Annotated in this window: 20 protein-coding genes and 1 pseudogene; 8 read left to right on the top strand and 13 right to left on the bottom strand. The window is 63.0% G+C overall.

Annotated features, from left to right (window positions below; genetic code table 11):
* Positions 1-29: 29 nt before the first annotated feature.
* The 10 genes from argE to JBO08_RS10350 all read right to left on the bottom strand — a co-directional run bounded on the left by argE (position 30) and on the right by JBO08_RS10350 (position 11381).
* The gene (gene argE, locus JBO08_RS10305; protein WP_065875931.1) at positions 30-1187 is read right to left on the bottom strand and encodes an acetylornithine deacetylase; all 1158 of its coding nucleotides are present in this window, start codon (positions 1185-1187) and stop codon (positions 30-32) included.
* Positions 1184-2338, bottom strand: coding sequence for an FAD-binding oxidoreductase (locus tag JBO08_RS10310; RefSeq protein WP_220075056.1), 1155 nt, complete (start codon positions 2336-2338; stop codon positions 1184-1186). The genes argE and JBO08_RS10310 overlap by 4 nt, the downstream gene beginning before the upstream one ends.
* A complete protein-coding gene (locus JBO08_RS10315; RefSeq protein ID WP_220075057.1) occupies positions 2335-3711 on the bottom strand; it encodes an NAD(P)/FAD-dependent oxidoreductase in 1377 nt (458 codons plus the stop codon). The genes JBO08_RS10310 and JBO08_RS10315 overlap by 4 nt, the downstream gene beginning before the upstream one ends.
* Complete coding sequence (locus JBO08_RS10320) at positions 3693-4001, bottom strand: (2Fe-2S)-binding protein (protein WP_065875926.1); 309 nt, start codon at positions 3999-4001, stop codon at positions 3693-3695. The genes JBO08_RS10315 and JBO08_RS10320 overlap by 19 nt, the downstream gene beginning before the upstream one ends.
* Positions 3998-5839 (bottom strand): ABC transporter ATP-binding protein, encoded by a 1842-nt coding sequence (locus tag JBO08_RS10325; protein WP_220075058.1) that lies wholly within the window; start codon positions 5837-5839, stop codon positions 3998-4000. The genes JBO08_RS10320 and JBO08_RS10325 overlap by 4 nt, the downstream gene beginning before the upstream one ends.
* Position 5840: 1 nt before the next feature.
* Positions 5841-6716, bottom strand: coding sequence for an ABC transporter permease (locus JBO08_RS10330; protein WP_065875922.1), 876 nt, complete (start codon positions 6714-6716; stop codon positions 5841-5843).
* Positions 6713-7669, bottom strand: coding sequence for an ABC transporter permease (locus JBO08_RS10335; protein ID WP_220075059.1), 957 nt, complete (start codon positions 7667-7669; stop codon positions 6713-6715). Before JBO08_RS10335 ends, JBO08_RS10330 begins: the two co-directional genes overlap by 4 nt.
* Before the next feature lie 13 nt (positions 7670-7682).
* Positions 7683-9320 (bottom strand): ABC transporter substrate-binding protein, encoded by a 1638-nt coding sequence (locus tag JBO08_RS10340; protein ID WP_065875920.1) that lies wholly within the window; start codon positions 9318-9320, stop codon positions 7683-7685.
* A gap of 95 nt (positions 9321-9415) precedes the next feature.
* Positions 9416-10690, bottom strand: a complete 1275-nt coding sequence (locus JBO08_RS10345; RefSeq protein WP_065880922.1) for an FAD-binding oxidoreductase — start codon at positions 10688-10690, stop codon at positions 9416-9418.
* A 22-nt stretch (positions 10691-10712) separates the two neighbouring features.
* Positions 10713-11381, bottom strand: a complete 669-nt coding sequence (locus tag JBO08_RS10350) for a haloacid dehalogenase type II (protein ID WP_065875916.1) — start codon at positions 11379-11381, stop codon at positions 10713-10715.
* Between the two features lie 597 nt (positions 11382-11978).
* Between JBO08_RS10350 and JBO08_RS10355 the strand changes: the two genes are divergently transcribed.
* Positions 11979-12830, top strand: a complete 852-nt coding sequence (locus JBO08_RS10355) for a GNAT family N-acetyltransferase (protein ID WP_220075060.1) — start codon at positions 11979-11981, stop codon at positions 12828-12830.
* A gap of 22 nt (positions 12831-12852) precedes the next feature.
* Entirely contained in the window at positions 12853-13566 is a 714-nt protein-coding gene (locus tag JBO08_RS10360; RefSeq protein WP_220075061.1) for a cupin domain-containing protein, read from the top strand.
* 20 nt (positions 13567-13586) lie between these two features.
* Here JBO08_RS10360 and JBO08_RS10365 read toward each other — a convergent pair whose 3' ends face one another.
* A complete protein-coding gene (locus tag JBO08_RS10365) occupies positions 13587-14471 on the bottom strand; it encodes a LysR family transcriptional regulator (protein WP_220075062.1) in 885 nt (294 codons plus the stop codon).
* Positions 14472-14565: 94 nt separating this feature from the next.
* Here JBO08_RS10365 and JBO08_RS10370 point away from each other — a divergent pair, with 94 nt between their 5' ends.
* The 5 genes and pseudogenes from JBO08_RS10370 (at position 14566) to JBO08_RS10390 (ending at position 19719) form a co-directional block, all read left to right on the top strand.
* Positions 14566-15705: a DSD1 family PLP-dependent enzyme gene (locus tag JBO08_RS10370; RefSeq protein ID WP_220075063.1), complete on the top strand. Its 1140-nt coding sequence runs from the start codon at positions 14566-14568 to the stop codon at positions 15703-15705.
* Positions 15695-16099 carry a RidA family protein gene (locus JBO08_RS10375; RefSeq protein WP_065874026.1) on the top strand — a complete coding sequence of 135 codons (405 nt, stop codon included), beginning with the start codon at positions 15695-15697 and terminating at the stop codon, positions 16097-16099. Before JBO08_RS10370 ends, JBO08_RS10375 begins: the two co-directional genes overlap by 11 nt.
* Positions 16096-17277 (top strand): FAD-binding oxidoreductase, encoded by a 1182-nt coding sequence (locus tag JBO08_RS10380; protein WP_065874027.1) that lies wholly within the window; start codon positions 16096-16098, stop codon positions 17275-17277. Before JBO08_RS10375 ends, JBO08_RS10380 begins: the two co-directional genes overlap by 4 nt.
* A pseudogene (locus JBO08_RS10385) lies at positions 17274-18102 on the top strand (GNAT family N-acetyltransferase). The gene JBO08_RS10380 and the pseudogene JBO08_RS10385 overlap by 4 nt, the downstream one beginning before the upstream one ends.
* Before the next feature lie 156 nt (positions 18103-18258).
* Positions 18259-19719, top strand: coding sequence for an aldehyde dehydrogenase family protein (locus JBO08_RS10390; RefSeq protein WP_220075064.1), 1461 nt, complete (start codon positions 18259-18261; stop codon positions 19717-19719).
* 110 nt (positions 19720-19829) lie between these two features.
* Here the strand turns inward: JBO08_RS10390 and JBO08_RS10395 are convergent, their stop codons facing one another.
* Both JBO08_RS10395 and JBO08_RS10400 read right to left on the bottom strand, forming a co-directional pair.
* Positions 19830-20603, bottom strand: coding sequence for an OmpA family protein (locus tag JBO08_RS10395; protein ID WP_065890684.1), 774 nt, complete (start codon positions 20601-20603; stop codon positions 19830-19832).
* Between the two features lie 10 nt (positions 20604-20613).
* Complete coding sequence (locus tag JBO08_RS10400) at positions 20614-21006, bottom strand: DUF4398 domain-containing protein (protein ID WP_049712476.1); 393 nt, start codon at positions 21004-21006, stop codon at positions 20614-20616.
* A 224-nt stretch (positions 21007-21230) separates the two neighbouring features.
* Between JBO08_RS10400 and JBO08_RS10405 the strand changes: the two genes are divergently transcribed.
* The gene (locus tag JBO08_RS10405; RefSeq protein ID WP_139113221.1) at positions 21231-21608 is read left to right on the top strand and encodes a c-type cytochrome; all 378 of its coding nucleotides are present in this window, start codon (positions 21231-21233) and stop codon (positions 21606-21608) included.
* Positions 21609-21630 lie beyond the last annotated feature (22 nt).

Here is a 21630-nt window from a genome sequence, read left to right on the forward strand (position 1 = left end):
TGAAATTCACCCCAGGACGGCAGGCTCTGCTAGGCCTTGAGCGAGCCTAGCAAGCCCTGCAAAAAGCGCTCGCCGGCGTCCATCTGGCTGATCTCGATAAACTCATCGGGCTTGTGCGCCTGCTCGATAGAGCCTGGCCCGCACACCACCACTGGCACATCCAGACGCTGCTTGAACAGGCCGCCTTCGGTGCCGAACGAGACCTTGGAGGTGCCGGTGTCCGGCGCCGCGAACTGTTTGAGGAAGCGCACCGCTTCGACGCTGGGATGCGTGTCGAGGCCAGGGTAGACGTTGACGGTTTCAATCTCGATGGCGGCCACGCTGGACAGCTTCTGCGCCTCACGCACGATCACTTCGGCACGCTCGCGCATCTGCTCCAGAAACTGATCCAGATCGTCGGCCGGCAGGTTGCGGACCTCGAAATCCAAGGTGCACAGGTTGGGCACGATGTTCAGCGCCTTGCCGCCGACAATCTGCCCGACGTGCACCGTGCTGTAGGGCACGTCGTAGTCATGGTCCTGGGCGCCCTGTTGTTGCAGCTGCTGCTGGCTCTCACGCAGGGCGGCGATAAAGTCGCAGGCGACATGGATCGCGTTGACAGAACGCGGCGCCAGCGAAGAATGCGCCTCCTGCCCACGGCAATAAGTGCGGTAGGACCCCTTGCCCTTGTGGCCGAGTACAAACTGCATATTGGTCGGTTCACCAATCACGCACAAAAAGGGTCGCATCGGTGCCAGGTGCAACACGTCGAGCAAGCGCCGCACCCCGACGCAACCGATCTCTTCGTCATGGGACAGGGCCAGTTGCAGGGGGCGGTTCAGGTTGTAGTCGGCGGCATCGAGCATGGCGTCGATGGCCAGGGCGATAAAACCTTTCATGTCGCAACTGCCCCGACCATAGATGCGCCCGTCCTGCACGGTGGCGGCAAAGGCGGGAAAGGTCCACGCCTGCCCTGCTGCCGGCACTACGTCGGTGTGCCCGGACAGCAACACGCCAGGCTGATCCTTGGGCCCGGTGCTGGCGAACAGGTTGGCCTTCTTGCCGCTCTGGTCCTTGACGATCAACGACTCGATGCCTTTGCCCAGCAGCAGGCCGCGCACGTAGTCGATCAGGGCCATGTTCGATTCCGATGACACCGTGTCGAAGGCCATCAGTTGTTTGAGAATCTCGAGGACGCGGGGTTTCATGAGGCCTGGCTCCGGTGTTCGGCAGGGACCGCAAAGCGGGTGATGGAGAACGGCTCGATGGGCGTGCTGGTGCTGCCGGTGCTGAGCAGTTCGGCCATCACATCCCCCACGCCAGGGCCGAGCTGGAAGCCGTGGCCGCAAAAACCGAAGGCATAGAACAGCCCGTCGACGGTGCCGCTGGGACCCATTATCGGCAACGAATCCGGCAGGTAGCCTTCGATGCCGCTCCACACGCGGATGATGCTCAGGTTGCCTACGCCCGGCAGCAGGCGGCGCATCTGGTTGACCTGATTGAGGATGCTGCGCGGTTCCACATAGGCGCGGCGGTTAAGCATGTCGGGTTTGCTGCGGTAGCCGCCGCCAATGACGATATTGCCTCGGGGAATCTGGCGGAAGTAGATCACTTCCTCGGGAATCTTGGTGTACACGCCGATCACTGTTGGCAATGCATAGGGCACCGGCTCAGTCACCGCCATTTGCGGGCCGTGGGTGTCCAGCGGTACCGGCTCGCCGAACTGCGCCGAGAGTTTCTGGCCCCAGGCGCCGGCGGTGATCAGCAGTTGCGCGGCCTGGAACTGGCGGCCGTCGGTGGTGGTGATATGGAAGTCGGCGCCGACTTTCTGAACCTCGGCCACTTCGGTGCGCTCTTCGATCTGCGCGCCCAGGCGCTTGGCGGCCCGGGCAAACGCCGGTGCAGCCAGCCGTGGGTTGGCGTGGCCGTCGTGGGGCGCGTAGGAGCCACCCTTGACGTCCGGCCCCAGAAAACCGAAACGTTGACGCAACTCGGCGCCACGATAGATTTTCAGGTCCAGTTGCACCGCTTCCGGCGCGGCGGCATAGGCCTCCAACTCGGCGATTTCATCGTCGCGATAACACACGCGCATATGCCCGCTGGGGATGAACTCCAGGTCATCGTCGATCAGCTCCGGCAGGCGTTTCCACAAGGCCCAGGAACGGTTGGCCAGGGCCAGTTGGCCGAGAAACCGCCCTTGCCGGCGCACATTGCCAAAATTGACGCCGCTGGCGTACTGACCGATCTGGTCGCGCTCCAGCAGGATCACCGACTGCCCGCGACGCCGCAGGAAAAACGCGGTCGCCGAGCCCATCAGGCCACCGCCGACAATCACCACATCGGCTTTTTGCACGCTCATGACGACACCTCCTCGGTGAGCATCGACAACGGCTTGACCGGTGCCTGGCCGCGCTGGCGACCGACTTCCTGGACCTGCACACCGGCGGCGGCGGCGATCACTTCTGCGCCGGCCTGGGAGCAATAGCGCCCCTGGCAACGGCCCATGCCCACGCGGCTGAACGCCTTGGCGCGGTTAACCTCGCAGGCGCCCTTCTCGCTCACCGTGCGGCGCAGTTCACCGGCGCTGATCATTTCGCAGCGGCACACAATGGCGCTGTCCGGCAGCGCCTTGGCCTGTTCGCTGGGCCACGGGAACGCTTCGGCCAAGCCAAGGCGGAATTGATCCATCACGGCCAGGGCCTGCTGTTGTTCATCACGCAGGCCGGCATTGATCGGTTGCTGCAGGTCTTCCAGCAGTGCCAACGCCACCAGGCGCCCGGCGTGCTCAGCGGCATCCGCACCACGAATTTTCGAACCGTCGCCAGCCGCATACACGCCCTTTACCGACGTGCGCCCGGCCTCATCGGTCGCCAGCCACCACTGGCTGGACGCATGATCAAACGCCATGGCGCACCCGGCGAGGTCGCCCAGTTGGGTTTCCGGGCGCAGGTGGTAACCCAGCGCGACGGCATCGGCTTGCACCGTCTCAGTCCGCCCGCTGCCCGTGGTGAACCGCACGCCCATCACGCCATTGGCCGCATCGCCCATGACTTGCAGCGGCTTGATCCCCAGGTGCACCGCGACCTTGGCCCGATACAGTTGTGCCAGCAGCTTGATCCCGGTGAACAGCACCGCCGGGCGCGCCAGCAGTTTGGGCAAGGCTTTGAGGCGCAGGCTCAGCGGCGAAGTGTCGAGCACCGCTGCCACTTCGGCGCCGGCTTTGACGTATTGGCTCGCGACCAGATACAGCAACGGCCCGCTGCCCATGAACACCACGCGATGACCAATGGACACGGCCTGGTTTTTCAGCGCGATCTGCGCGCCGCCCAGGCTGTAGGTGCCCGCCAACTGCCAACCTTCGATGGGCATCAAGCGGTCGGTGGCGCCGGTGCAAAGAATCAGCGCGTCGTAATCCACCGTGCTGTGGCGGCCCTGGCTCACGCAGCACAACTGCCCCGGCGTGAGGTTCCACACCAGGGTGTCGGGGCGGTAGTCGATGGCGCCGCGCAGGCGGTCGAAACTCAGGTGCAGGTCCTGGGCCTTGGCAGCTTCAGTGCCGTACAGCGTCGTGTAATCGCGGGTAAAGCCGTCTGGCTGGCGACGGTAGATCTGCCCGCCGTCGCGGCGATTTTCATCGATCACGATCGGCTTGATGCCGGCCGCCAGCAAGGTTTCCGCGCAGCGAACGCCGGCCGGCCCGGCGCCGACAATAATTACCCGTGCAGTGGCCATGTCGCCTCCGGTTGTGTGGTGACAATGTCCAGTCCGTCACGGACCTCATTGGAGCAAGCCCGCAGGCGTTCGCCGCTGCGGGTCCACACCCAGCAATCCTGGCACGCGCCCATCAGGCAGAAGCCGGCGCGGCGCCCGCTGTCGAATTCCGATTGGCGCAAGGCGTTGCCCTGGGTCAGCAGCGCGACCATCAAGGTATCGCCTTGCAAGGCTTCGACCGGTGCGCCATCCACGGTCAGGCTGACCGTCGGCCGGCCCTGCTCGGCCAGCCTCACAAAACGCCCTTTCATGCATACGCTCCCAAGGTCATGGTCGTGACGCCCTGCTGGGTGTTCAGCAGCTGGGCGCTGTCGTGGTGGCAGAGAATTTCACCGCCGTTGTCCAGGGTGCGGCGGTTCGGCGCGGTGCGGTTGCACAGGCCGTCGACCCGTACCGGGCAGCGACTGAGGAAGGTGCAGAGTTCCGGTACGTTGGCCCGCTCGCCAATCGGCGGCAGTGTCGCGCAGGTGGTGGCGCGGCTTTCCAGCCAGCCCTGACGCAACTCGGGTACCGAGTGAATCAACAGGTCGGTATACGGATGGAACGGTGGTTCGGCGAACGACTGCCGGCTGCCGGCCTGCACCTTGTGGCCGCTGTACATCACCACGATGTCATCGCACAGCGCGCGCACGGTGGAGATGTCGTGGCTGATAAACAGGTAGGACACACCCAGTTGCTGGCGCAGGTCGCGCAGCAGTTCGAGGATCGCCGCGCCGACCACGGTGTCGAGGGCCGAGGTGACTTCATCGCACAGGATCAGGTCAGGCTTGGCGGCGAGCGCGCGGGCCAGGTTGACCCGTTGTTTTTGCCCGCCGGAAAGTTCATTGGGCCGACGTTCAGCCAGGGTGCGCGGCAGCCGCACCAGGTCGAGCAGTTCGCCGATACGCGCCTGTAGCGCTGCGCCTTTGAGGCCGAAATACATCTTCAGCGGGCGGCTGAGGATGGTCGCCACACTGTGCATCGGGTTGAGGGCGGTGTCGGCGTTCTGGAACACCATCTGGATGCGCCGAAATTGCTCCGGGGTACGCTCAGACAGGCTGCCGCCCAGCGGCTGGCCGTCAAACGTCAGCCCACCGATGGCCGGGGTCAACAGCCCCGCGACCACACGCGCCAGCGTGGATTTGCCGGAGCCCGACTCACCGATCACACCGATGGCCTGGCCGCGACGCACCGTCAGGTCGATGTCTTCCAGCACCCGAATCGCCGGCATGCCCTGCATGTTCTTGTTGCCGTAACCGGCGGTGAGGCCGCTGATGGTCAGTAGCGGTACGTCTTCGGCAATCCCGCAAGGCGGGCGAATGGTGGTATCCGGCCGCGCGGCGGCCAGCAGACTGCGTGTGTACTCATGGGCCGGGGTCTTGAGCAGCGGCGCGGTGGCGCTCTGCTCGAGGATTTGCCCACCGTTGAGCACCACAATCTGGTCGGCCATTTGCGCAACCACGGCCAGGTCGTGGGACACGTACACCGCCGTCGCGCCACGCTCGCGCACCACGCGTTTGAATGCGCGCAGCACGTCGATCTGGGTGGTCACGTCCAGCGCGGTGGTCGGCTCGTCGAGCACCACCAGCAGCGGGTCGCTGATCAGCGCCATCGCCGCCATCACCCGTTGCAGTTGCCCGCCGGAGACCTGGTGCGGGTAACGCCGGCCGATGCGCTCGGGATTGGGCAGGGCCAGGTCACGAAACAAGCCGATGGCCTTGGCTTGCAACTCGGACCGGGTGCCCAGGCCATGGATCAACGCGCCCTCTACCACTTGGTCGATGAGTTTTTTCGCCGGGTTGAACGCGGCGGCGGCGCTTTGGGCGATATAGGACACGCGGTTTCCACGCAGGCCCTGCAGCTGTTTTTCACTCAGGGCGAGCATGTCGTGTTCACCCACCTGCACCACCCCGCCGGACAAGCGACAGCCACGCCGTGCATAGCCGAGCAATGCCAGGGCGATGGTGGTCTTGCCTGAGCCGGACTCGCCGATCAGCGCCAGCACTTCACCTTTTTCCAGGGAAAAGCTCACGCCTTTGACGATTTCTACCTCGCTGCCTTCGTCGCCAGCAACGACGCGCAGGTCTTCGACGCGAATCAATTGGGTCATTTCAATGGCCTCCCGTGCGTCGACTGCGTCGTGAGGACAGGTAGTCGATCAACAGATTTACACCGATGGTCAGTGTGCCAATGGCCAACGCTGGAATAATGATGGCCAGCGCGCCCTGATTGAGGCCGCCGATGTTTTCGCGCACCAGCGAGCCAAGGTCGGCGTCTGGCGGTTGCACGCCCAGGCCGAGAAAACTCATGCCACTGAGCAACAGCACGATGTAGCCGAAACGCAGCCCCAGGTCGGTCAGCACCGGGTTGAGCATATTCGGCAGGATTTCCATGCACGCCACGTACAAACGGCCTTCGCCGCGCGTACGCGCCACCTGCACATATTCCAGGGCCTCGATATTGACCGCCATGCTGCGGGCAACGCGGAACGAGCCGGGGATATAACTGATCACCGCCGTGCAGATCAGCAGCGTGACTGACGAGCCAAACGCCGAGACCATGATCAGTGCAAGCATTTTGCTTGGGATCGAGATAAAGGCATCCATGATGCGGCTGATGATCTCGTCCAGCCACTTGGGCGACACCACCGACAGCAGCGCACACCCGGTGCCAAAGGTACTGGCCAACAACGCCGCCACCAACGCCAGCCCGACCGTGAATCGCGCACCCACCAATACCCGGCTGAGCATGTCGCGACCCAGGTAATCAGTGCCGAACGGATGAGTGAGGCTGAAGCCTTCGAAGATGTTATCGGACACCACTTCACCCACGGGGTGTGGCGCCAGCCAGGGGCCCAACAGCGCCACCAGCAACCAGGCGACGCACACAACGGCGCCCAAAAGGCCCAGCCACGACGGGCCGCTGGACACCTTGGCGAGGGCCAGGGCGGAGGACGCGGGCTTGGATTTCGCAATGAGCGGGTTCATTGGTTTCTCAGCCTCGGATTGGACAGGATTGCGCACAGGTCGGCGAGCAGCACCAACGCCAGGTAGGCCGCGCAGAACAACATGGTGCACGCTTGCACCAGCGCCATGTCACGGTTGGTCACGGCATCGACCATCAAGCTGGCAATGCCGGGGTAGTTAAAGATGGTTTCGACGATCACCACCCCGCCCAACAGGTACGACAGGCTCAGGGCGATGGCATTGGCAATCGGCCCGATCGCATTGGGCAGGGCATGGCGCAGCACGATGCGTATGGGGCTGACGCCTTTGAGCCGGGCCATTTCCACGTAGGGGCTGTCGAGCTGGTCGATCACGGCGGCGCGGGTCATGCGCGCCATTTGCGCGACGATCACGCAGCACAGCGTCATCACCGGCAACGCATAGGTACGCATGAATTGCAGCGGCGAGGTGATGTCGCTGGCGTAAGACAGTGCCGACAACCAACCCAGGTTGACCGCGAAGATCAGCACCGCCAGGGTCGCCACCAGGAACTCCGGCACCGCGACCATGGCCAGGGTGACAAAGCTCAGGCAGCTGTCAATGCGCCCGCCCCGGCCCATCGCCGAGCCGATACCGAGTACCAGCGCCACCGGCACCGAGACCAGTGCCGTGGCGCCCGCCAGCATCAGGGTGTTAGGCACGCGACCGGCCATCAGTTCACCCACCGGCATCTCGTTGGAGACCGACACGCCCATGTCGCCGGTGAGCAGGCTCATCAACCAGTGCAGGTACCGCAATACACCGGGCTGGTCCAACCCCAGCTTCAGGCGCAGTGCCGCCACCTGCTCAGGGGTCGCGAACTGGCCGAGGGATTGTTGCGCCGCGTCCCCCGGCAGTACCGCCGTGATCGCAAACACGACCATGGACACGATCAACAAGGTCACGGCCCCGGCGCCGACGCGCCGGGCGATCAACCACAGTGTATTGCTATTCATCGTACCGCCCTCCTCACGCGTCCAACCACACCTGCTCGGCAAACATGTAGCCCATGAAACCGCCCAACGGGTTGGTGCCGTAGCCTTTGACGCGCTGGTCCACGCCGTCGATGTTGCTGATGAACACCGGCACGCCGATACCGCAGTGGTCGTGCACCAGCGCCTGCATGTCGCCATACATTTTGGCGCGCTTGGCGTCGTCGGTTTCGCCACGGGCGAGCATCAGCAGTTGGTCAAACTGGTCGTTCTGCCAGCCGGACTCGTTCCACGGCGCCTTGGACTGGAAGAACTGCGAGAACATCACGTCGGCATTCGGCCGTGGGTTGATGTTGCCGAAGCTCAGCGGGTGTTTCATCCAGTGGTTGGACCAGTAGCCATCGCTCGGTAAGCGGTTCACGTCGAGCTTGAGCCCGGCCTGTTTGGCCGATTGCTGCAACAGCACAGCAATGTCCACCGAACCGGTGGCGGCAGGCGATGCCATGACGGGCATGGTGATGCTTTCCATGCCGGCTTTCTTCAACAGGAACTTGGCTTTTTCCGGGTCGTAGACCGTCTGCGGCAAGTCGGTGTTGAAGTAACGCGAACCCGGCGCAATCGGATGATCGTTGCCGACCACGGCAAACCCACGGAACACCGCGGACTTGACCTGCTCACGGTCGAGCAGCAGCTTCATGGCCTGAGTGAATTCCGGACTTTTGCCGGGCAACTGGTCCTGGCGAATGATCAAGTCAGTGTAGTTGCCCGACGGCGCATCCACGACCCGGTGTTTGGCACTCGCGGCGATGCGCGTGGTGGAGCGCGGGTTGACCTCGTTGATCATGTGCACGTCGCCCGACAACAGCGCGTTGACCCGCGACGGTTCGTCGGCGATGGCGATGAATTCGATCTCGTCGAGGTACGGCAGGCCCGGTTTCCAGTAGTTCTTGTTGCGCACGGCAATCGAGCGCACACCTGGCTTGAACTCGCCCACGGTGAACGGTCCGGTGCCGATGCCTTTACCGAAATCGGTGGTGCCTTCGGGCACGATCAGCAGGTGCGACACCGCCAGGATCGACGGCAGCTCGGCGTTTGGCGCGCTGAGGCGAATCTGCACTTCGTTCGGGCCGCTGGCCTTGATCTCGGCGAACTGCTCCATCAGCGGCATGACTTTGGAGCCGGTGAGCGGGTCTTTGTGGCGGTTCAGCGAGAACACCACGTCGGCGGCCGTCAGGGCCTTGCCGTTGTGGAAGGTCACGTCTTTGCGCAGGGTGATCGTCCACACGGTCGCGTCGGTATTGTCGATGCGCTCAGCCAGTTCCAGTTGCGGCACCAGGTGCTTATCGAAACGGGTCAGGCCGTTGTAGAACATGTAGTGGCGTGCGTAGTCGGTGGACAGTGCGCCCTTGGCCGGGTCAAGGGTATCGGCGGTGGAGCTGGACATGCCGGCGACACGGATCTTGCCACCGGGCTTGCCTTTGCCCTCAACGGCGGCTTCATCGGCGAACAACTGACCGGCGCTGCCGAACAGGCTGCCCGCACCGGCGGCGGCCACACCGGCAACGCCGAGCATTTGCAAAGCGTTGCGGCGTGACATGCCGCGGTTGAGACTTTCAAACACCCGCAGGCTTTCCTGGCCGGAAATGAGCTCGGGTGTGTTTTTTTTGTCAGTCATAGCAAGGCTACCTGTCGATAATCGGAAGAATCGAGTGCTCACGGATGTCCGGAGCGTCCTGGAAACGCAAACGACGGTGACGCAACAACGGCAACTCAGTGCAAATAGTCCTGGAAACGGTAATAGGCGCCCACGAACGGCAGGAACCAGGGTTTGCCGAAATGCCCGGGAATCGCCGGCCATTCGAGTTCACGCCACGGATTGGCCGCCGTGTTGCCAGCCATGACGTCGGCCATGACCTGGCCCATGTGCACCGACATCTGCACGCCATGGCCGCTGTAGCCCATGGAATGGAACACGCCGCCATGCTGGCCGGCGCGGGGCAGGCGGTCGGACGTCATGTCCACGAGCCCACCCCAGCAGTAGTCGATTTTTACCCCCGCCAACTGCGGGAATATGTTCAGCATCGCCGCTTGCAGCACCTTGCCGCTCTTGGCGTCGGAGACGCTGTCGGACATGGCAAACCGCGCACGCCCACCAAACAGCAGGCGGTTGTCCGGGGTCAGGCGAAAGTAGTTGCCGATCATGCGGCTGGTGACGTACGCACGGCGCTGCGGCAACAATTGGTCGATCAACGCCTGGGGCAAGACTTCGGTAGCAATCACGAAGCTACCCACCGGCACGATGCGCCGGCGGTACCAGCCAAGGTCGCCATGCTGACAGGCGCCGGTGGCCAGCAAGACTTGCCCGGCGTGCAGCGACCCCTTGGCGGTATTGACCTGATAACCGCCGGCCTGGGCCTTCCAATCCTTGACGGCCGTGTGCTCGTAAATCATCGCACCACGCCGCGCCGCCGCTTCGGCCAACCCGACGCCAAAGCGCCCGACATGCATCTGCACGCCGTTGCGTTGCAGCAAACCGCCATGGAACTGCGCCGAGTTGACTTCGGCGTGGGTCTGTTCGGCGCTGAGCAGCTCGACATCGGCATCCACCTCCTGGCGGATCAGCTCGCACGTGCGGGCCAGGCCTTCGTAATGCATGGGCTTGGCCGCCAGCTTGAGCTTGCCGTTGCGCACCATGTCGCAGGCAATCCCTTCCTGCTCGACCAGCGACACCACGCTCTGTACCGCGCGCTCATACGCCTGGTAATAAGCGCGCGCCTTGGCGGCACCGAGGCTGGCGTGCAGCCCGGCGTAATCCTGGGCCACGCCAGTGTTGCACTGCCCACCGTTACGCCCCGAGGCTTCACCGATCACGCGCCCGGCGTCCAGCACCACGACGCTGGCGCCCTTGAGCGCCAAGGCCCGCGCAGCCGCCAGGCCGGTAAACCCACCGCCGACCACGGCCACGTCGACCTGCTTGGGCAAGCCGCCCAGCTGGGCACCGGTAAACGCCGGTGCGGTGTCGAGCCAATAGGATTCACTGCCCATGTCTTACCCTCAAGGTGCGCGTTTACAGACCGACCAACGCCGGCAACCCACCGATATCGGTGATCTGCTGGTAACCGTAGAACGCATTGGCCGGCACTTCGTGGCCACGGGCAACAAAGGCCTTGTTCTTGATCTTCATGTCATGGGCCGACATCAGGTCATAACGGAAGCTGGAAGATACATGCAAGATGTCTTCCGGACCGCACCCGAGGTTGTCGAGCATGAATTCAAACGCCGCCAGCCGCGGCTTGTAGGCCTGGGCCTGTTGAGCCGTGAACACTTTATGGAACGGCGCGCCGAGCTTGTCGACGTTGGACATGATTTGACTGTCCATGGCATTGGAGAAGATCACCAAGGGGATCTTGTCGGCAATCTTCGACAGACCGGCCGGCACGTCCGCATGGGGCCCCCAGGTCGGCACAGCGTCGTAATACAGCTGGCCTTCTTCGCGGTAGTCGATACCCCAGCGCTTGCAGGTACGGGCCAGGGCGGTCTTGAGAATTTCATCGTACGGGCGCCAGTCGCCCATGACCTGGTCAAGACGGTAGGCCGAGAAGTCCTTGACGAACTGGTCCATCTGCTCAGGAGTGATGCGGTCAGCGAACAGCTCGCGGGTCATGGTGCCCATATGAAAGTTGGTGAGCGTGCCGTAGCAGTCGAACGTAATGAATTTGGGGCGAAGAAAGCTCATTGAGTGCGGTCCTGGAGTCAGTTGAATGTGACAAGCGTTCGCTGCCCTGGCGGCGCGTCGGCCTCGTTGCAGCACAGGTTCATTACACCACTGTGAAATCAGCATATGCCGTCTAAAACGACCCGCGCTCAATACAAACCACCGTTTTGGGGGTTGGGCTCAGCAGAGTTTGCGGTGCGCGCCAGGCTTGGGCAGGGCCTTTGTTTGTGCGCTTTTATGGGGATTTCCAGGGCCAGGGCCTCAAGAATAGGGGGTGTGGGCGGCAGAAAGTGTGGCGGGCTGATTGACCCGCCACCTGTAGTGAGCGGCTTGCCTCGCGCGGGTGGCGAAGCCGCCCCAATAAGGACACCACCGAGTATCAGGATAAATCCAGGTCGCCTGGTTTGGGGCGGCGTCGCCACCCAGCGCGGGGCAAGCCCGCTCACTACAGGAAGCATTTGCTGCTGCGCACCTGCACCAATTAAGTAGCAACTGTGGTCCCGCCTTGAACAGCTCGGGGAATCTACCGAATGTGCCCGCCCCTCTTGCCAGCCTCCAGGCCAGGTGGGATACAAGCACCCTCGCCGTGCTAAAAACCACGTTCCCTGGAGGCTCGCCATGTCCACCCTGCCACACCCCGCTTATACCTACCGCCCGATGACAGTGGCCGACCTCCCCGCCGCCCATGCCTTGTCAGTGCAACTGAAATGGCCCCACCGCCTGGAAGACTGGGCGATGTTGCAACGGGTCAGCGACGGCTTCGTGGTGATGGACGGCGAACGCCTGATCGGCAGCGCTTTCACCTGCCCCCAAGGCGATTACGCGACCATCGGCCTGGTGATCGTCAGCAATGACTATCAAGGACAAGGCATCGGCCGTCGTTTGATGGAAAAGGCCCTCGCCGCCTGCGATTCACGCACGCCCCTGCTCAACGCCACCCTCGCCGGCGCGCCGCTGTATGCCAGCCAGGGCTTCGTCGAGTTCGGCCGGGTCCAGCAGCATCAAGGCCAAGCGTTGGTGCCCGACCTTGTGGCCTTGGCACCCGGCGAAAGCTGCCGTGCGCTGGGCGCCGATGACCACGCCACGCTGCTGGCCCTGGCCAAGGCCGCCAGCGGCCTGGACCGCCGCAAAGTGCTGCGCGACCTGCAGGTCGAGCACGCCGTGGGCATCGAGCGCGACGGCCAGTTACGCGGCTTCGCCCTGCTGCGCCCGTTTGGCCGTGGCCGCTGCATCGGCCCGGTGGTCGCCGAGAACCTCAACCAGGCCAAGCACCTGATCGCGGCGTTACTGGCGCAGGTCCCCGACACCTTTGTGCGCATCGATATCCCCGTAGTCTGCGGCCTCAGCGACTGGCTCGAGAGCGCCGGCCTGAAAAACATCGACACCGTCGCACAGATGTCCCTGGGCACGCCGCCCCAGGCCAGCCAAGGCGTATACCCGTTTGCCCTGATCACCCAGGCGATCGGCTGACTTTCCTCCCGGAGCACTCCACATGTCATCTCCCCAAATCCTGCTGTTGGCTCGCGCCGACGGCAGTAGCGTTGCCACGTCTTTCAACAACGCAGCGTTGAGCGCACTTGACCCCTTCGGCGACAGCCGCCAACTCGCCTGGCGGGGCGACGACGGTGTGTCCGCAGGCCGGGTGCAGTTCAGCGGCGAAGCCGTGATCGAAGATTTCCCCCATAGCGAGACGCTGGTGGTGCACGCCGGCCAAGTGGTACTCAGCAGCGCAGGACAAACACTGAAACTGGGTGTCGGCGCCAGTGCCGTGATCGGCCGTGGCACCCACCTCACCGTACAGGCGAGTGCCAACAGTGAATGGGCGTTTTGCGCCCTCGACCTGTCCGACGTCCCTGCCTGCCCCGGCCTGACCTTCCTCGACCCGTACACCCTGCTCAACCCCTCGGCCGCCCCGGAACCTGCGATCCTGATCGGCCCCACGCCGCAGTGCCGCGCACTCAACCTGTTCGACGACGCGGCCACCGAGTTGCGCATCGGCGTCTGGGACTCGACGCCTTACGCCCGCCACGGCCGCCCGCACAAACTGCACGAATTGATGCACCTGCTTGAGGGCAGTGTCACGCTGCAGGATGACAAAGGTATCGACGTGACCGTCAACACCGGCGACACCGTATTCGTCGCCAAAAACGCACCCTGCGCCTGGACCAGTACGGTTTACGTACGCAAGGTGTATGCGGTGAAATAACGGAGATCAGCGCAAGCTGATCACACCTTCAACGCCTCTTCCAGAAACGCCACCAACGCCTGCACGCGCGGGCTGCGAAGCTTGCGCGACGGCACCAGCAGGTTGACCGGCGCGCTGTCGAAACTCCAATCGGCCAGTACCCGTACCAGGCTGCCGTTGGCGATGGCGTCGCTCACGTCCCACTGCGAACGCAGCACCAACCCCAGCCCTTGCTCGGCCCAGCGCCGGGCGACGCTGCCATCGTTGCTCAACAAGACGGGCTCGATGCGCAGCGTCTTGCGCCCCTGGCCCTTGCGCATATGCCACAGCGTGACGTCTTCATCATTTTCACGAATGCAAATGCAGCGATGCGCCGTGAGCTCGTCCGGCGTCGACGGCACGCCCTGCGCTTGCAGATAAGCCGGGCTCGCGCATAACCAGCGTTGGTTCGGCGACAGTTGCCGGGCCGTCCACAGGCTGTCATTGAGGTGGCCGATGTGAATCACTGCGTCGCTGTCATGCCGGTCAGGCCAGGGCGTCTCACGCAAATCCAAGTGCAGGCAAAGCTGCGGATGCAAGCGTATAAAACGCGCCAGCAACGGCGCGAGTCGCTGTCGACCAAAGCCAAACGGCGCCGCCAGCCGCAACGTGCCCACCAGCCTCTCGTCCTTTTGCCTGAACGACTCCGGGAGCGCCTCGAGTTGTTCCAGCAGCAGCGCGCTTTCACGCGAAAACCGCTCGCCATCGGCGGTAAGGCTAAGGCGCCGCGCATCGCGATTGGCCAGGGTCAGCCCCAGCAGCGTCTCCAACTTACGCAGGCGCATGGAGAGCGCCGGCGGCGAGACGTTCAGCGCCCTGGCCGCTGCACTCAGCGACTCCGAACGTGCAAGCGTCACGGCGAGACGCAGGTCTTCGATGGAGATCATTCAATTTTACTTAATGATTGATGAGCCTGGATTGAACCACACCTTAAGGATGCCTGAGTAGAGTGTTGCCGTACCCAGCCATCCGAGTCCCGTCATGCCCACGCCGATTGCCTCTCTCGACACGCCAGCAGCGCTCATCGATGTCCCGCGAATGCAGCGCAATATCCAGCGTATGCAGCAACGCATGGACAGCCTCGGCGTGCGCTTGCGCCCCCACATCAAAACCAGCAAGTGCCTGCCCGTGATCGAGGCGCAGCTCGCTGCGGGGGCCAGCGGCGTCACGGTTTCCACCTTGAAAGAAGCGGAGCATTGCTTCACCCAAGGCATCCGCGATGTGTTCTACGCCGTTGCCATTGCACCGGGCAAATTACCCCAGGCGTTGGCACTGCGGCGCAACGGTTGCGACCTGAGCGTGCTCACCGACAGCGTCAGAGGTGCCCAGGCCATCGTCGCGTTCGCCCAGCAACACGATGAACGCTTCGACGTGTGGATTGAAATCGACTGCGACGGCCATCGCTCCGGCCTGGCCGCTGAAGACCCTGCGCTTATCGATGTCGCGTCCATCCTCAGCGGCGGCGGCGGTATGCGCCTGCGCGGTGTGATGACCCACGCCGGTTCCAGTTACGAACTGGACACCCTTGAAGCCCTGCAAGCGTTGGCCGAACAGGAACGCGACCTTTGCGTGCGCGCCGCCGAGAGCATCCGCGCAGCCGGGTTGGCGTGCCCTGAAGTCAGCATCGGTTCCACGCCCACCGCGCTATCGGCGCTCAACCTCGACGGCGTCACCGAAGTGCGCGCAGGCGTCTATGTGTTCTTCGACCTGGTCATGCACAACATTGGCGTATGCCGGGCAGACGAATTGGCGTTGAGCGTGCTGACCACCGTGATCGGCCATCAGCCGGACAAAGGCTGGATCATCACGGACGCCGGCTGGATGGCCATGAGCCGTGACCGCGGCACGCAGCGTCAGCGCCAGGACTTTGGCTATGGCCAAGTGTGTACCGAAGCGGGCGACTGGATCGACGGGGCGCTGGTCACGGGCGCCAACCAGGAACATGGCATCATCACCCTGGGCGCCGCCAACAGTGACGCGCTTGCCGCGCGCTTCCCTATCGGCAGTCGCCTGCGCATCCTGCCCAACCATGCCTGCGCCACCGGCGCGCAGTTCCCGGACTATCACGCCCTCGACGCCGACGGCGCGGTGCATACATGGAGTCGCTTGCATGGCTGGTAATCCAGAGGTGATTCATACCGCAGACGCGGCAGCGCCGGGCGGGCACTATTCGCAGGCGGTGGTCCACGCCGGCGTGATGTACGTGTCCGGGCAATTGCCGGTACGCGCCAATGGCGAGCACAGCGCCGATCAACCGTTTGAGATTCAGGCGTCGATTGCCCTCGACAACCTGATAGCGATCCTCAGGGAAGCCAGGCTGAGCCCCCGCGACCTGCTCAAAGTGACGGTGTATGTGGTCGGGATAGAACATTGGCCGGCGTTTGACCGCATTTATGCACACTATTTGGGCGAGCACCGGCCAGCCCGCGCCGTGGTACCGGTCCCGATGTTGCACCATGGTTACCTGATCGAAATCGAAGCCGTGGCCCGAGGCGCACAAGAGGAGCCTTCATGAACGCGCAAAAAAGTGATGTCTTGATCATTGGCGGCGGCATCATGGGCGCCTCATCGGCGTTTTTCCTGAGCCGGCGCGGCCGTGCGGTGACGCTGCTGGAGCGCGATCAGATTGGTCAATACGCCAGCGGCGTCAACTTCGGCAACGTCCGTCGCCAGGGGCGCTACCTGGGGCAGCTTGAATTGGCCAACCGTTCCTGGGCGCTGTGGAAGCGCCTGCCGGAACTGATCGACGATGACCTCGAATTCATCCCCAGTGGCCACATGCGCGTGTGTTACCGCGAAGACGAAATCGCCGAGTTGGAGGCCTATGCCGCCGCGCCGGAAGCGGTGCAACTGGACTTGAAAATCTATCGCGGCGCCGAGCTGCATCAACGCTTCGGCTTCCTTGGCCCGGAGGTCAAGGGCGGTTCCTACGCGCCCCACGACGGTCACGCCAACCCACGCCTGGCCGCCCCGGCGTTTGCCCGTGCGGCGCGTCGCCTAGGGGCGCGAATCGAGGAAAGAACCGAAGTGGCCGACGTGCAGAAGGTCAACGGCCTGTTCCACGTCACCACCACCGATGGGCAGTTGTTCGCCGCCGAGCAATTGCTGATTACCGCCGGCGCCTGGGCAGCCCGGTTGTCCGAGCAATTCGGTGAGCCGGTGCCGCTGGAACCCAACGGCCCGCAGATGTCCGTCACTGAACCAGTGCCCTACGCCTTGCCGACCGTGATTGGCGTGTTCACCAAAATCAAGGAAGAGGTGATCTACTTCCGGCAGATCCCACGTGGCAACATCATCATCGGGGGTGGTAACCGTTGCGCCCCGGATATGGTCAACCGACGGGCGTTTTTCAAGCCGGAAAGTTTGCTTAACCAAATGCGGCAGATGCGCCGACTTTTGCCAGGCGCCGAGAATCTCAACATCATCCGCGTGTGGAGCGGCATCGAGAGCTACACACCGGACTCGCTGCCGGTGATGGGCCCAAGCGGTATGGTGGACGGGCTGTTTTATGCGTTTGGTTTCTGCGGCCATGGCTTCCAGCTCGGCCCCGGCGTCGGCGATGTCATGGCCGAATTGATCAGCACCGGCAGTACCAGCACCTTGATCAGTCCCTTCGATATCCGCCGGTTCACGCAGCCATCGCTTACAGCGCAGCTGTCCACAAGCCTTCTCAGCACAGGAAAACTCATATGACCCACGCCTATGCGTACCGCACGGCTACCGCGGCAGACATGCCCGCCGCCCACGCGCTCTCGGTGCACCTTAAATGGCCGCACCGCGAGGAAGACTGGGCCATGGTGCAGCGCACGTCGGAAGGCTTTGTCGCCGAGCATGCGGGGCAGTTGGTGGGCGTAGCGTTCGCTTGCCACCAAGGCGCCTATTCCTCCATCGGCCTGGTGATCGTGAGCGATCAACATCAAGGCAAAGGCATCGGCCGCCAGTTGATGCAGCGGTGCCTGGACGCCGCGGCGCCGCGCACGCCGATCCTCAACGCCACCGAGTCAGGCGCGCCGCTGTATGCAAGCATGGGGTTCGTTGACTTCGCGCGTATTCAGCAACACCAAGGGGTGCCGCAGACGCCGGCGCCCTTTGCAAAATGTCGTGCGTTAAACCTGGCCGATTACCCTCAGGTGATTGAATTGGCCAATGCCGGCAGTGGACTGGACCGTACCGCAGTCCTCAACGATCTGCTGCCAACGGCCGAGCACGTCGTCGGCATCGATGTAGACGGGCACCTGAAGGGTTGCGCCCTGCTCCGTCGCTTTGGTCGCGGCCATATCATTGGTCCGGTGGTCGCGCAGGACCTGGACCACCCGACAGTTGATCAGCCACCTGCTGCAGTTGATTCCTGGTGCGTTTGTGCGCTTCGACATTCTCAGCGAGTGCGGGTTGGCCGACTGGTTGGAAAGCCTGGGGCTGCCGTGCGTTGATCGGGCGCCGCGGATGGTACTGGGCGTGCCGCCGCAATCGCGCGACGGGATCCAACAATTTGCGCTGGTGACTCAAGCGATCGGCTAGGGCTCAGCATGATGCAAGGCCAGCCCGCCGGATACGGCAGATTATTCCTTGCAGGCTTGAACAACGGCATCTTTTGCCTGGGCCGTTTTGGTAGCGTATCCAGACGCCCGGCCCCGCTGTTCGCAGCGCTTATCACCGCTCCAAGGAGCTCGTTGGATGACCACACACTCTTCGAATAACGACCGCGTTGATCTGCCAACGTCTCAGCAGTTTTATATCAACGGCCGTTGGACGCCCCCTGCCGTCCCGGCCAGTTTGCCGGTGGTCAACCCGGCCACTGAAGAGGTGGTAGCCGAGGTAGCGCGCGGCTCGGCCGAGGATGTCGACCGTGCGGTCGCGGCGGCGCGTGCAGCGTTCCCCGAGTGGTCGGCGCGCTCCGTCGAGTCGCGCGCGCAAATCCTCGGGAAAATCCATGAGTTGATCCTTGAGCGCAAAGAGGCGCTGGCGCAGGCGCTTTCTCTGGAGATGGGCGCTGCCATCAGTTTTGCGCGGGCCATGCAGGTGCCGCTGGCGGCCGAGCACGTTCGCGTCGCACGTGACCTGCTGGCCAGCTACCGCTTTCGGACGGTGGAAGACGGCACGGCGATCGAACGCGAACCTATCGGGGTGTGCGGTCTCATCACGCCGTGGAATTGGCCGCTGTATCAAATCACCGCAAAAGTCGCCCCGGCCATCGCCGCCGGGTGCACCGTGGTCTTGAAACCCAGCGAACTGTCCCCCCTGAGCGCCCTGCTCTTTGCACAACTATTGCACGACGCCGGCTTGCCGCCCGGTGTGTTCAACCTAGTCAACGGCAGCGGTCCCGACGTGGGTGCAGCCATCGCGGCCCACCCCGATATCGACATGATTTCAATCACCGGCTCAAACCGCGCCGGCGCACTGGTTGCACAAGCCGCCGCGCCTACAGTGAAACGGGTCACACAGGAATTGGGCGGCAAGTCGCCAAACCTGCTATTGCCCGATGCAGATTTCGCCAAGGCTGTGCCGCTGGGCGTGATGTCAGCGTTTCGCAATGTCGGGCAATCGTGCAGCGCGCCGACCCGAATGATTGTGCCCAGAAACCGCCTGGCGGAGGTCGAGGCACTGGCCGCGCAGACTGCCAATGCACTCATCGTGGGTGACCCGCAATTGGAAGAGACGCAACTGGGCCCCATCGCCAACCGCGCACAATTCGATCGCGTGCAAGCAATGATCGCCGCTGGCCTCGACGAGGGTGCAAAACTGCTGTGCGGTGGGCCAGGGCGTGTGCGGGGTTTTGCAAAGGGCTTCTATACCCGACCGACTGTGTTCTCTGAAGTGGCCACTGCCATGCGCATTGCTCAAGAGGAAATATTCGGCCCGGTGCTCTGCATCATTGCGTATGACACAGTCGATGAAGCAGTCGCTATCGCCAACGACACGGTTTACGGGCTGGGTGCCCATGTTCAGGGGCAAGACCTTGAGCTTGCGCGTGCCGTCGCCTCGCGCATTCGCGCCGGGCAAGTGCACCTGAACTACCCGGCCTGGAACCCCATGGCGCCCTTCGGCGGTTACAAGCGCTCGGGAAATGGGCGCGAGTACGGTATCTATGGTTTTGAGGAATACCTGGAAACCAAAGCCATCGTTGGCTTCGGCTGATACACGTTACCGACTGGCAAGCGTCAAGTCCGAGAGCGGCAGTGCCGCTCCCGGTTCATGGGCATGCCGCGCCGGGGCGCGACAACTGCCACATCGAACAACCCGCCCGCTTAGCGACGAGCGCTGACCGCCGACGCATCGTTGGACACAATCACTTCCACACGGCGATTCAACTGGCGTGACGGCGCGCTGAGGTTATCGGCGACCGGGAACTGCTTGCCGTAGCCCATCACTGCAATACGTTCAGCCCCGACGCCGAGGCGTTGCAGGCCACGGGCAACCGCTTGGGCACGGCGCTCGGACAAGCTCTGGTTGTAAGCATCGCCACCGGTGCTGTCGGTAAAACCTTCAACGCGTACCTGGCGCTCCGGGTTCTGCAACAGGAAGTTCGCCAGCCCCTGGAAATCCCGTTGGCTGCCCGGCTTCAACTCAGCCTTGCCGGTATCGAACAGCACATCGCCAAAGGTGACGACCTGGCCACGTTCGGTAGGCTGCGCTTTCATCGCCTGCAAGGCCTTGAGCTGCGCAGTGCGAACGTCGAGTTGCACCTGGGTACGGTCGACCGCGATGTTGTCGAGTTGCGCATCGGTTTTGCGACCGACGATGGTCTGCTCAGCCAGGGCGATTTTCTGCGTCGCGAGGTACGCGAGCTGATCGATCTGCGGGTCAGTACGGCTGTGCAGTGACAACTGGTTGGCGCGGTCCAGTGCGTTGGAGGCGATGCGCGTTTCAACCGCCGCCAGGGTGTTGGACTCAGGCTTTTGCTGCAGGCTGGAGAACTGGCTGCGCGCTTGCAGCAGTTGCGGGTTTTCCGGTGGCGTAGCGCAGCCGGCCAAGGCCAGGCCCAGGGCCGAAAGAACAGGAATGACGAGAGTGGTACGCATGGCAAGATCCTCAGTGAGTAGTCGCGGGGGCGTTGAGCATTTCCTGCTTGAGCACCTGGATGCCCTCCCGCGCCTGCTTCAAGACCTGTTGTTTACGCACCGCAGTGGCCTTGGCTTCGGCCAGGCCGGCATCGGCTTCGATCTGATCGGCCAAGGCGTCGACCTGGACGTAATTTTTTTCGCCGATGGCTTGCTCCATGCGTGCCAGTTTGTCCTGGGCGGTTTTCATCTCCAGCGGGGCGAACTGGGTCGCTTGCGCCGCCAAGGCGCGCCCAACCGAATCACGCGCCAGGGAGATTTTTGCCGCAGGCGGCTGCGGCGTAGCACAGCCTGCCAATGCACCGGCGACGATCACGGCCCAGGCCGAGCGGCGCAGGCGTTTGCTCACACTGGTCATCTTCATGTGTTGACTCCTAAGCATGTTCTTATGGCTGCAGGACCGATGGAGCGGCCCTTGCCGTCTCGCTTGCGATCAAGCGAGCGCGCCATCCTAGGAGGAAAAATATCGACTAGAAGAATGAAAAATCCCGCCTATCTGTAGGATTTTTCTCATAAAAATAACAACAGGCAGGTGTACTATTTGTTCAATGAGTTGTTCGCCATTCGACACAACAAGGCCATATGGAAATGAAAATAGTGTTCATCGCTTCGCTCGGCATTTTATCGCTGGCACACACATCCCTGGCCTTCGCAGATAACACCAACGGACGAAATCTCTATGTGCAGCGCTGTGCGATGTGCCACGGAGCGGATATCAAAGGTACTGGGCCACTGGCCAATAAAAGCAACCCGCCTACACCTGACCTGACAACAGCCGCTTTCAAAAAGCGACTGCATGATTATCCGGGCGTGATCGTCTCTTCGATCATACTTCGCCCCAATGGAGACTTGATCCCCAGAACGTTGCGAGAGAACGGCGTAAAGCTACCGCCGTTCACTTGGAGGGTTAACGATTTCCGCGATTTGAATCAATACATGGGCGAAGTGATTGCCAAGAGTCGATGATTTTCAGTCAATTGATCACGTT

Source organism: Pseudomonas sp. LAP_36 (assembly GCF_019456785.1).
Taxonomy (GTDB): domain Bacteria; phylum Pseudomonadota; class Gammaproteobacteria; order Pseudomonadales; family Pseudomonadaceae; genus Aquipseudomonas; species Aquipseudomonas tritici.